This window comes from Heliomarina sp. (assembly GCF_052826185.1).
Map to the genome: position 1 here is coordinate 41,733 of NZ_JBRBUI010000045.1, position 11,704 is coordinate 53,436.

The following is an 11,704-nucleotide window of genomic DNA, read 5'->3' on the forward strand; positions in this document are numbered from 1 at the left end:
CACGGCAGGTTGGATTTCCGGACAGCTTCGTGCTAAGGCGTCGTTAGCGCTATCAGAGCGCTTTACGCCGATACACACGCCTGGAGGTTTAAATGTCCGTGAAACTTGCCATAAACGGATTCGGACGCATCGGCCGCTGCGTCCTGCGCGCCTGGATCGAGTCCGGGCGTGACGATGTCAAGATCGTTGCGATCAACGATCTGGCGCCGATTGAGACCAATGCACACCTGCTTCAATTCGATTCAGTGCATGGGCATCTGAATGTCGAGATCTCGGTGCAGGGCGAACATCTGGTTGTCGATGGCCATCCGATCCGCGTTACCGCGCATCGCAACCCGGCGGATCTGCCGTGGGAAGGCGTGGACGTCGCGCTGGAATGCACGGGCGTTTTCAACAGCAAGGAAAAGGCCAGCGCGCATCTTGAGAACGGCAGCGCCAAGGTGCTGTGTTCGGCCCCGGCAAGCGATGCGGACAAGACAATCGTTTATGGTGTAAACCACGATACGCTGACGGCGGCGGATACCATTGTGTCGAATGCCTCTTGCACGACGAACTGCCTTGCCCCGGTGGCCAAGGTTCTGGACGACGTTTTCGGGATCGAAACCGGGTACATGACCACGATCCATTCCTACACCGGCGATCAGCCGACATTGGATACGGCGCATAAGGATCTTTACCGCGCACGGGCGGCGGCGCTGAGCATGATCCCGACTTCGACCGGGGCGGCGCGGGCGGTTGGCCTTGTTTTGCCGCATCTGAAGGGCAAGCTCGATGGATCCGCGATCAGGGTGCCGACGCCAAATGTATCGGTCGTCGACCTTTGTTTCGTGCCGGGCAAGGCCGCGACTATCGACACGATCAACGGCGCGGTGCGTGACGCGGCGCAGAGCGGACCTCTCAAGGGGATTCTGACGACCACGGACCTGCCGCTGGTTTCGTCGGATTTCAACCACAACCCGCATTCCTCGATCCTTGCCACGGATCAGACGAGCGTGAGCGATGGCGGGCTGGTGCGCGTGCTTAGCTGGTATGACAACGAGTGGGGTTTTTCGAACCGCATGTTCGATACGGCTCTGGCGATGCATCGCGCGGCCTGACAGGCGATTCTACCGGAATCAGCCGGGCCAAATCCGGTTCAGCGGCGTCCCCTAGGGGCGCCGTTTTTGCTTGGGTGTGAACAATGTGTGCCTGGATTGGTGATTGGTTCCCTCGAAAAAGGGAAAATCCAATGAAATCAACAAAGGCGATTTGGAAACAATCTGTTTTATTCGGTCCGCGGCTGCAGCGGGAGTAAAGTCATTCGTGACAGATCGGATACCCGGGCGTTGTGATGCAAATTGCCAAATGCGGTGTTTCCTAGTTTCGCGGTCGGGGCCGGTCTGTCGCGGCAAGGGTTCGTGTTTTTGGGCCTGCGCCATGTGTGAGAGTAACGAGTAAACCTGTCTGGGGGCAGCCAGGGTACCAGGCATTGTCTGGGCGGGCGGTCAGGAGCGTTTGGCGGTGGATATGGGTAAGGGACGGCGAGGTGTGTGTATTGGTGCCTCTTCAGGTATCGGTGTCTCGACGTCCGAATGGGTGGGGATGCGTTTTGATCCCGCCCGGTCCATCGCCGGTCCGGCATTGCCGGGCGGACGCCGCTGGCCGCCTGTTTCCCCCGCGCAGCGATTGCCGGTCGAGTTGCAAGAAATTGAACGAAATTATTCTTGTTGAGCGAACGCCAGGCATTCGGGGCGATGGGTTCGCGGGTTTGAAGAGGGGCTGAAATGAGTGATGACGAGGACCGCGACGGGGTCGATTCCCGTCTGGACGGTTTGTATCGGGACCTGCCCGAGCCGAAATCGCACGGGTTGTTCGGCGCAAAGCGCGGCAAGGCTCAGTTGCGTCTGATCGAGGGATCGGGGCGCGGTGCGGGAGCATCCCGTGAGGGATCAAACGAAAGACCCTTGCTGCAGGCCTTTTCGCACCTGTCTTCAAGCCTTGTGCAGGCGGATGCGTGGCGCGGGCTGCCGGGGGTGCCGTCGGTGACGCGGCGCATCGTGGATGAAGCGCGGAACACCGGCGAAAACGACCCGGTGCGCCTGTCGTTCAATCACCTGCGCACCAGCCTGCTGAAAACGCTGCGCAGCAACGCCTGGAACCGGGTGGCCATTGCCGCGCCGACGCGGGGCTGCGGCGCGACCTTCTCGGCCCTGCAATTGGGGTTGAGCCTGTCCGGGGTGCCGGGCAGCCGCACGGTCCTGCTTGATCTCAACCTTTACCGGCCGGGGCTGGCCGCTGCCCTGGGCATGCCGGGGACGGATATGGAAGGGTTTCTGAGCGGCGCATCAGGGGTTGGGGCGCATGTGAAACGTGCCGACGATGCCTTTGCCGTTGCGGCGGCGTCGGGGCCGGCGCCGCAGGCGTCGCACCTGCTGCACGGTGAAAACTGCGCGCTGGCCATCGGCAAGCTGATGGATGACCTGACGCCGGACGTCCTGATCTGCGACATGCCACCGGTTCTGGAAAGCGATGATCTTTTGGCCTTTCTGCCGCAGGTCGACGGGGTGCTGCTGGTTGCGGATGGTACGCGGACCTTGCCGCAGCATATCGCCGAATGCGAACGCCGTCTCGAAGGGCAGGCGCGGATACTTGGCGTGATCCTTAACCGCGCGCGCCAGACCGGCCCCGCACCAGCCTATGCGTGATCGCGGATGCTGAACGATATGGACAGGGGGCGCGACCGGGTGTTGGGGCAGCTTTCAACGCTTGATGACATGCTGGACATGATTGCGCGTCGCTGGGTGCTGATGCTGGCGGTGATGATCTTTGGGCTGGCGCTCTCTATCGGGTTCGGACTGGGGCAGAGGCCTGTGTATCACGCGCGCGAGGTATTGCAGATCGTGCCGCCGAAAGTGGCGCAGGAACTGGCCGCGACTACGGTGGGCGAGCCCTTGTTGAGGCATGTGCCGCAGCTTGCGCGCGAGGTGCAGAGCGAAACCTCACTGGCGGAAGTCATCAATGCCTACGGGTTATTCGCCAGAGATGACGAAACCTCGATGTCGGCGCTGACCGAGCGCCTGCGCAAGCGGATCGATATCAGGCTGACCGCCGCTTCGGGCGCGTCGGCGGTTGTGGTCGTCGAGGCGCGGATGGATCATCCGGAACTGGCACGGCTGATGGCGCAGGAATTTTCGCACCGGCTGATCGGGCAGAGTGTCGCCATGCGCATCGGAGAGGCGCGCGCCACGCTGCATTTCCTGGCGCAGGCTGAAAACGCGCTGCGTGCAGAGCTGGCCGCGATGGAGGCGCAATGGGCCGTCACGGCGACAGCCAGCCGGGCGGAAACGCGCGAGTTGGAGCGTGAACAGCAGCGCCTGCGGCAGGAAATTGCGCTGGCAGCGCAGCGGCGGGGGCAGGCGCAGATCGGGGTCGATCTTGAAGTGCAGCGGCAGTCGGAGCGGTTGGTCGTGCTGGAGCCGGCGCAGAGGCCGGAACGGCCCGTGACGGACATTCGCGGGCTGAGTATCGCGATTGGCGGGGCGTTCAGCACGATTCTCGCCTTTGTTGTCGCGTTGGTTGCGGAAGGGCGTCATCCGGTGCTTCGTTCGGCCGGGCAGATGTATCGTCTGACCGGGATTTCCCCCATCATCACGGTGCCTTGTGTGGCGCTTGCGGCCAATGTGCATGGGGCCAGAGCGGCGGAGGGAACTCCGGGGAGCGGCGAAGGCCAAGTGTGAAAGAGGTCGGAATCCCGCCGCCTTCACTCTTTTTAATTTGACACCGGAATTAAATCGCGAAAGAGTTCCCGCCACAGGGAGAATTTCGTGATGTTTGTCGGTCTTGATCTGGGCACTTCGGGTGTTCGTGCGTTGTTGGTAGATGCTGATGGGGCCGCCGTTGCGGTAGCCGATGCGGGGTTGAGCGTGTCGCATCCACACCCGGGCTGGAGCGAGCAGGACCCGGCAGACTGGATCGCCGCGAGCGAGCAGGCATTGGCCGCGCTGGTCGAGCAGGCCCCTGATGCAATGGCGCAGCTGCGCGGTATCGGGCTTTCGGGTCAGATGCATGGCGCGACGCTTCTGGATGCGGAGGGCGCGGTGTTGCGGCCCTGCATGCTGTGGAACGATACGCGCAGCCATGCGCAGGCAGCCAAGCTGGATGCGAATCCGGATTTCCCTAGGATCAGCGGCAATATCGTCTTTCCCGGCTTTACCGCACCCAAGGTGATGTGGGTTGCCGAGAACGAGCCGGAGATTTTCGCGCAGGTGGCCAAGGTGCTGCTGCCCAAGGATTATCTGTCCTACTGGCTGACCGGGCGCGCCGCGTCGGACATGTCGGACAGTGCCGGTACGGCCTGGATGGACGTGGGCGCGCGGGAGTGGTCACAGGAATTGTTGAACGGGTCCGGGATGCGGGCCGACCAGATGCCCGACCTGATCGAAGGCACGGATATTGTCGGCACGATCCGCCCCGAACTGGCCAAGGCGCTGGGGCTGCCTGCGGAGGTGCAGGTGGTGGCGGGCGGCGGCGATAACGCGGCCTCGGCCTGTGGTGTCGGTGCGTTGGGCGAGGGCGACGGGTTTGTCTCGCTCGGCACCTCGGGCGTGTTGCTGGCGGCGCGGGACGGGTTCGCGCCCAGCCCGGAAAGCGCGGTGCATACGTTCTGCCACGCCATCCCGGGGACGTGGTACCAGATGGGCGTGATTTTGGCGGCAACGGATTGCCTGAACTGGCTGGCCAGCGTGACGGGTGTGAAACCCGCCGAGCTGACCGCTGAACTGGGCGATAGCATTACCGAACCCGGAGCGGTGCGCTTTTTGCCCTACCTCTCGGGCGAGCGGACACCGCATAATGACAGCGCGGTGCGCGGGTCTTTCATCAACCTTTCGATCGGGACCAAGCGCAGCGATCTGGCGCGGGCCGTGCTGGAGGGCGTGAGCTTTGCGCTGCGCGACAACCTCGAGGCGCTGAATTCCACCGGCGCGCGGCTGGATCGCGTTCTTGCCATTGGCGGAGGGGCGCAGTCGCGCTACTGGATCGAACTGCTGGCCACGGTGCTGAACATGCCGGTCGATCTGCCCGAACGCGGCGAGTTCGGCGCGGCGCTGGGCGCGGCGCGTCTGGCCATCTGCGGCATCACCGGTGCCGCCCCCGAGACGGTGATGACCAAACCGCCGGTCTCGCAAACCATCGAACCCCGTGCGGATCTGCAGGGCGCCTATGAGGCCGCCTATGAAGCGTTTGCACAGTCCTATCCAACCCTGAAGGCCATGCCATGACACATCCGTTTTTTGCCGATATTGCCCCGATCAAGTTCGAGGGGCCCGACAGCGACAACCCCCTTGCATTCCGTCACTACAACCCGGACGAAATGGTCATGGGCAAGCGCATGGAAGAGCATCTGCGCTTTGCCGTCGCCTATTGGCATTCGTTTGCATGGGAAGGCGGCGACCCGTTCGGCGGGCAGACTTTTCAGCGTCCGTGGTATCCGCAAGACGTGATGGCGAATGCCAAGATCAAGGCCGATTGCGCCTTTGATATGTTTGATATTCTCGGCCAGCCCTACTTCTGCTGGCATGACGTGGATATTCGCCCCGAAGGCGACAGCTTTGCCGAGAGCTATGACCGCTTTCAGGAGATTATCGATTATTTCGAAGAGAAGATGTCGACCCGCAAGATCGGTCTGCTCTGGGGTACGGCGAACATGTTCTCGCACCGTCGCTGGATGTCGGGCGCGTCGACCAACCCCGATCCGGACGTATTCGCCTATGCGGCGGCGACGGTCAAAACCTGCATGGACGCGACCAAGCGGCTGGGCGGTCAGAACTATGTGCTCTGGGGCGGTCGCGAAGGCTATGAGACGCTGCTGAACACCGACCTGAGCCAGGAGCTGGACCACATGGGTCGCTTCCTCAATATGGTGGTCGAGTACAAGCACAAGATCGGTTTTGAGGGTCAGATCCTTGTGGAGCCGAAACCGCAGGAGCCGTCAAAGCACCAGTACGATTACGACGTGGCGACCTGTGCCGGGTTCCTGCGCAAGTACGGGCTGGAAAACGAGGTCAAGCTGAACATCGAGCAGGGCCACGCCATTCTGGCCGGGCATTCGTTCGAGCATGAGCTGGCGCTGGCGGTGTCCGAAGGGCTGCTTGGGTCCATTGACATGAACCGGAACGATTATCAGTCGGGCTGGGATACGGACCAGTTCCCGAACAACGTGCCCGAGGTTGCGCTGGCCTATTACCACGTGCTCAAGGGTGGCGGGTTCACCACGGGCGGCACGAACTTTGACGCCAAGCTGCGCCGTCAGTCGCTGGATGCCGAAGACCTGATTGCGGGTCACGCAGGCGCGATGGATGTCTGCGCGCGCGGTTTCAAGGCGGCGGCTGCGATGATCGAGGACGGTGGTTTGCAAGCGGCGCTGGACGAACGCTATTCGGGCTGGGGGTCGGATGAGGCCAAGGCGATGCTCGACAGCGATCTCGACACGATCTTTGACAAGGTCAAAGCGGGCGGCATCGCGCCCGAGCCGCGCTCGGGCCGTCAGGAAAAGCTGGAAAACTACGTCAACAAATTCGTCTGAGACGGTTGGGGCTGGCGGTGACGCCGGCCCTTTTTCTTGCCCGGCCATCGTTTCGTGAAAGGCTGGCCGCCGGGAGGAGGAGATCGGGATGCGGGGAGAGAGAAAAGTCGAAAGCCACGTGCTGAGAGACGGCAGGCAATCTGTCACTATCCTTGATCTTGGCTGCGCGACCCAGTCGTGGCTTGTGCATCATCAGGGGCGCGACGTGCCTGTCGTGCTTGGGTTCGATGACCCCGAAAGTTACCGCGACAATCCGGATTTCCTTGGCTTTATCGTCGGGCGTATGGCGGGCCGGATCGGTGGCGCGGCGTTCGAGATGGATGGCGCGCGATGGGCGCTTGACGTGAACGAGGCGCCAAATCACCTGCATGGCGGCGCGCGGGGCCTGCATACCCGGCAATGGGACATGTCGCCCGATGGCGCGCGCGCGGTAGAGTTGAAGCTGCGCTCGCCGCATGGAGAGCAAGGCTATCCCGGCCAGCTTGATCTGACGGTGGTGATTTCGCTCGAAGACGGGTGGCTGTGTTATGACATGATGGCCGAGGCGGACCGTCCGACTCCGGTGAGCCTTGCGCAGCATTCCTATTACAATCTGGCAGGAGAGGGCACGATCCGCGATCACCGCCTGACCGTTCCGGCAACGGAGTACCTGCCGGTCGGGCCGGATCTGGTCACAAGCGGCGAGGTACGCCCCTTGGCGGGCATGGCTTTCGATCGTCGCGCGGAGCGGACGATTGCCGAGATCGACCCGGAGGGTCAGGGGATGGATATGACCTTTGCCGGGCTGGATGCACAGGCTGACCACCCGGTGCGGCTGCGCGCGCCGAACGGGCTGACACTCGAGATGATCAGCGACCAGCCTTGCCTGCAATTCTATACCTCCGGCAAGTTGATCGCGCGGCACGGGGCGGATCACGGGCGCGAGCGCGGCATGTGTCTGGAACCGCATGGCTATCCGAACGCGATGAACGCCGGTTTTCCCTTGTCGCTGGCGACGCCCGAGCAGCCCTATCGCCAGCGCACGCGCATTCGGATAGCGTCGGAGACATGAAGCGGCTCGCGGCTCTGGTTGGTCTGTTTGCAACGGCGGCGAGCGCGGGGCCGCTGCCCAAGGCGGATGCGCAGTTTTCGACGGCCAGCCGGGAAGAGGTCGCGCTTGGCCAGTTGTTGTTCTACGACCCGATCCTGTCCGGTGGAAAGGGTGTGTCCTGCGCCAGTTGCCATCATCCACGCTTTGCCACCTCGGACGGTTTGCCGCTGGGGCTGGGAGATGGGGCTACAGGACTTGGGCCGGACCGTCGGGCTTTACCTGAGAACATGCCCGAGGAGCGGGTGCCACGCAATTCGCCCGCGCTGTTCAATCTTGGCGCGGCAGAGTTCACGCATTTCTTTCATGACGGGCGGCTTGAGGACGATCCCGCGCAGCCCGATGGCATTCGCACGCCGCTTGGCGATGACATGGAGCAGGGGTTTGATTCCGCGCTGGCGGCGCAAGCGATGTTCCCGGTGCTCTCGCCCGATGAGATGGCCGGACATTATTCCGAAAGCGATGTTTCGGCGGCGGTGCGTCAGGGGATCCTGACCGGCGAGGGCGGGGCATGGTCGATCCTTGCCGATAGGGTCGAGGCGATCCCGGCCTATCGGGCGGCTTTCGATACGGTGATCGGAGAGCGCCACGTGACCTTCGCCGACATCGCCAACGTGATCGCGGATTTCATCGTTTTTGAATGGCGCGCCGACGACAGCGCCTTTGATCGCCATCTGCGGGGCGAGGCCGCGCTGACCGGCGATGCGGCGGCGGGGATGGCATTGTTCTACGGTGAAGCCGGGTGTTCCGCCTGTCATGCCGGTCAATTCCAGACGGATCATGATTTCCACGCCATCGCGATGCCGCAGATCGGCCCCGGCAAGGCGGCGCGGTTCGAACGTCATGCGCGGGATGTGGGGCGGATGCGGGTGACGGGCGATGCGGCGGATGCCTATGCATTCCGCACGCCGTCGCTGCGCAATGTCACGGCGACCGCGCCCTATGGGCATAGCGGCGCCTATGCAACGCTTGAGGCGGTGGTGCGCCATCACCTTGATCCGGTTGCCGCGTTAAAGGCCTATGATCCGGCGCAGGTGGTTTTGCCCGATCTTGAGGTCGAGGATTACGAGGTTATGACGGACGCCGCCGAGGTTGAGGCGATTGCCGCCGCCAATACGCTGGCACCGCAAGAGCTGAGCGACGCGGAGATCCGGCAGTTACTGGCGTTTCTTGGCGCGCTGACGGATGAGGCAAGCCTTGCCGGGCGGCTGGGCGTACCAGACACGGTGCCCAGCGGATTAGTTGTTGAGCGATAGGGTGTCGCCCTGACGGGTCAGGGTGAGGTGCCGGTCGGCTGTTTGTTCGATCCAGTCAGACGCGGTGCCATCGGGCCAGATCACGCGCAGCCGCACGGATTGCGCGGGGCCAAGACCGAAATGTTCTGCAATGGCGCTGCCGCCCGCATGGCCACCGCCGGCGGTGATTTCGCGCCGTTGCAGGGTGGTGCCGTCATCCAGTTCGATCCAGCCGCCGATGGCGCGGGTGTTTGGGGCGGGCTGGCGGAGGTCGACGCTGAGCCAGTGGCCGGTGTCGGTCGAGACGTTCTGCCAGACCTCCATCGCCGCGCGACGGTTCACCACTGCCACATCAAGCAGCCCGTCGCCGTTCAGATCGGCCAGCGCGCCGCCGCGTCCTCGGTGTAGGCTGAGAAGGCCAGCGGTTTCGCCTGCCTCGGTAAAGCTGCCATCGGCGTTTTGGATCAGCAGGTTGTTGGGGTCTTTCCAGGCACTGTCGGGCATCTGGTCGACATTGCCCTTCGTGATGAAAACGTCATCCCGCCCGTCATTGGTCACATCGCCGAATGCGACATGCCAGCCGGTTGAGGGGCGTCCGTCGCCTCCGGTATAGGGCGAGGTTGCCGTCGACACTAGGGCATAGGGCGCATCGGTAAAATCCGGGCCGGAAGCGCCGTCTCGCAGGAATTGCAAGCGCTGGTCGCCCATGGAGGTGAGGAAAACTTCCTGATCGCCGTCGCGGTCGATATCGCGCGCGGCGATGCCCATGCCCCAGAGCCTGTGGGTCTGCCAGCCGTCTTCCTCGCCCAGCAAGCGCGGGGCGTCTTCCATCGCCCACATCTGCTCGGCCCCGCCGGAGACATAGTAATGCCGGTCATTGCTGACACGGAGATCGGCGCGGCCGGTGTTGCCCCAGTCGGAGAACAGCATCGACAGGGTGCAGAAACCGGGGTCGAGGGGGAGGGGCGCGGCATAGGTGTCGCCATCAGGTCGGTACAGGTAACTGGTATCGCAGGCACGGAACGGGCCGTTCGGGTCGTCGCGGTCGACGTAATTGCCAAAGGCGAGGGTGGGGAGGCTATTGTCGCCCTCCCAGGTGGCGGAGAAGGCGGTTGTCCAGTTATCCGCTTCGACGATGCCGAGATCGCGGAAGGGGGCAAAGCTGCACTCCGGGCCACCTTTCAGGAGCGCATTGGCCCCGGCGCGCAGAAGGATCAGGTCGAGGATGCCGTCGTTGTCGAGGTCCAGCGGGTAGGCGCCAGTGACATGGCGCAGGGTCAGCGCGTCGGGCGTGTCTTTGCGAAAGGCGATCTGCCTGGCGTCGGAGATGTTGCGCAGCAGGGTGCCGGGGATTTCTCCGCCTGCGGCGTAGAGTTCTGGCAGGCCATCGCCGGAGCAGTCGAATACCGCGAGGCCGCCGCCGACGAAATGCTCCCACCCGCCGCCGTAGACGTGATCGGGGATGGCGACGGGATGGAACAGGGGTTCGGCCTGCGCAGGCAGCGCGAGGAAAGCGGCGAGGAGGGTCAGGTCACGCCGCATTCTCGCCCAGCCCCTCAAGTGCGAGTTCCGAAATATTGTCGAGCGCATAGGCGGCGGCACCGCGCGCCCACATCAGGTTGCCCCATTTGTGTATGACGACCTCGGGCGGGGTCTTGTCGACCTGCACGATGGATTTTCGCATCTCTCGCAGCACGTTCTCGGCATAGAGGTGATCGAACTGCATCCGCTCGCCCGCCATGATAATCAGTTCAGGGTCGAAGATATTGACGAGGTTGGCAAGGCCAAGGGCAAAGATCCGACCCGCCCGTTCCACGATGCGGCGTTCGGGGCCGTCTTCGACACGGGCGGCATTCAGCAGGTTTTCGATCTGGGCCACGTCGTTCACGGCGGGGTCGAGATCGGAGAGCGTGCGGGCCTCGCGCAGGAGGGCGTAATCGGCGACATAGGCCTCGAGACAGCCGCGCTGGCCACAGCGGCAGAGCGCACCATCCAGATGCACCTTGGTATGGCCGAACTCCGCGCCACAGCCGCGCGTGCCCCGGTAGAGATTGCCGTTGATGATCAGACCCATACCGACACCGGCCTCGATCGTCACGACGATGAAATCGGAATGCGCTTGGCCGAGGCCAAAGTTTTTTTCCGCCACCGCAACAAGATTGGCGTCATTGTCGACAAAGGTGGGACGGTTCAGCTTTTCGCTGAGGACGCGGGTGAAGGTGACGTTGCGCTGGGACAGGGCAGGGGACCAGTAGACCACCCCCTGTTCGGCAGAAACGATCCCGGCGATGCCGACACCGACGCCTGAAATATCGCTGATGTCACGACCGGCGCTTTCCGCAAGCCGGGCGAGAGCCGCGCAGAGTTCGTCGGCCAGCCCCTCGGGGGAATTCTTGCTGCGCGTCATCTCGGTTTCCAGCTCGGCGCGCTGTTTGCCTTCGAAATCCAGCAGCACAAGCGAGAGCCGACGGTCGGAAACCTTGATGCCTGCCACCAGATGCGCGGCGCCTCGGATCTTGAGATCGACACGGGGTCTACCGCGCCGGGCATCAGGCAGGCCCTCGCCGCGGGCGACTTCCTCGATCAGCCCGTGATCAAGCAGCTCGGCGGTGATGGTCGTGACGGTGGCCCGGCTGATTCCTGTCAGGTCGGCCAGTTCGATGCGCGGGATCTGGCCGGACCGGCGGATCTGGTTCAGGAGCCTCCGGCGTCCGTATTCTCTTTGTTGTACTGCCATGCGAGGCTGCCTCCCGTTGCAATTGAGGTAGGTTCGGCCCCTCTCCTCAGGGGATGATCCGATAACCCGACGGCAATTTTTGC

9 protein-coding genes are annotated in these 11,704 nt (G+C 63.3%); 7 read left to right on the plus strand and 2 right to left on the minus strand.

Annotation, left to right across the window (positions count from 1 at the left end):
• Positions 1-92: 92 nt before the first annotated feature.
• From gap to ACU0FH_RS12485, 7 genes are all read left to right on the plus strand, one after another.
• A complete protein-coding gene (gap, locus tag ACU0FH_RS12455; protein WP_446194912.1) occupies positions 93-1,097 on the plus strand; it encodes a type I glyceraldehyde-3-phosphate dehydrogenase in 1,005 nt (334 codons plus the stop codon).
• A gap of 666 nt (positions 1,098-1,763) precedes the next feature.
• Positions 1,764-2,684, plus strand: a complete 921-nt coding sequence (locus ACU0FH_RS12460) for a CpsD/CapB family tyrosine-protein kinase (protein WP_446194913.1) — start codon at positions 1,764-1,766, stop codon at positions 2,682-2,684.
• 6 nt (positions 2,685-2,690) lie between these two features.
• Complete coding sequence (locus ACU0FH_RS12465; RefSeq protein WP_446194914.1) at positions 2,691-3,716, plus strand: hypothetical protein; 1,026 nt, start codon at positions 2,691-2,693, stop codon at positions 3,714-3,716.
• 90 nt (positions 3,717-3,806) lie between these two features.
• Complete coding sequence (gene xylB, locus ACU0FH_RS12470; protein WP_446195599.1) at positions 3,807-5,258, plus strand: xylulokinase; 1,452 nt, start codon at positions 3,807-3,809, stop codon at positions 5,256-5,258.
• On the plus strand, positions 5,255-6,562 hold the full coding sequence (gene xylA, locus ACU0FH_RS12475; protein ID WP_446194915.1) for a xylose isomerase: 1,308 nt from the start codon (positions 5,255-5,257) through the stop codon (positions 6,560-6,562). The genes xylB and xylA overlap by 4 nt, the downstream gene beginning before the upstream one ends.
• Before the next feature lie 88 nt (positions 6,563-6,650).
• On the plus strand, positions 6,651-7,613 hold the full coding sequence (locus ACU0FH_RS12480; protein WP_446194916.1) for an aldose epimerase family protein: 963 nt from the start codon (positions 6,651-6,653) through the stop codon (positions 7,611-7,613).
• Positions 7,610-8,905, plus strand: a complete 1,296-nt coding sequence (locus ACU0FH_RS12485; RefSeq protein WP_446194917.1) for a cytochrome-c peroxidase — start codon at positions 7,610-7,612, stop codon at positions 8,903-8,905. The genes ACU0FH_RS12480 and ACU0FH_RS12485 overlap by 4 nt, the downstream gene beginning before the upstream one ends.
• Here ACU0FH_RS12485 and ACU0FH_RS12490 read toward each other — a convergent pair.
• Positions 8,888-10,426 (minus strand): CRTAC1 family protein, encoded by a 1,539-nt coding sequence (locus ACU0FH_RS12490; protein ID WP_446194919.1) that lies wholly within the window; start codon positions 10,424-10,426, stop codon positions 8,888-8,890. The two genes, ACU0FH_RS12485 and ACU0FH_RS12490, sit on opposite strands and share 18 nt — an antisense overlap.
• A complete protein-coding gene (locus tag ACU0FH_RS12495) occupies positions 10,416-11,621 on the minus strand; it encodes an ROK family protein (RefSeq protein ID WP_446194920.1) in 1,206 nt (401 codons plus the stop codon). The genes ACU0FH_RS12490 and ACU0FH_RS12495 overlap by 11 nt, the downstream gene beginning before the upstream one ends.
• Between the last annotated feature and the right edge of the window lie 83 nt (positions 11,622-11,704).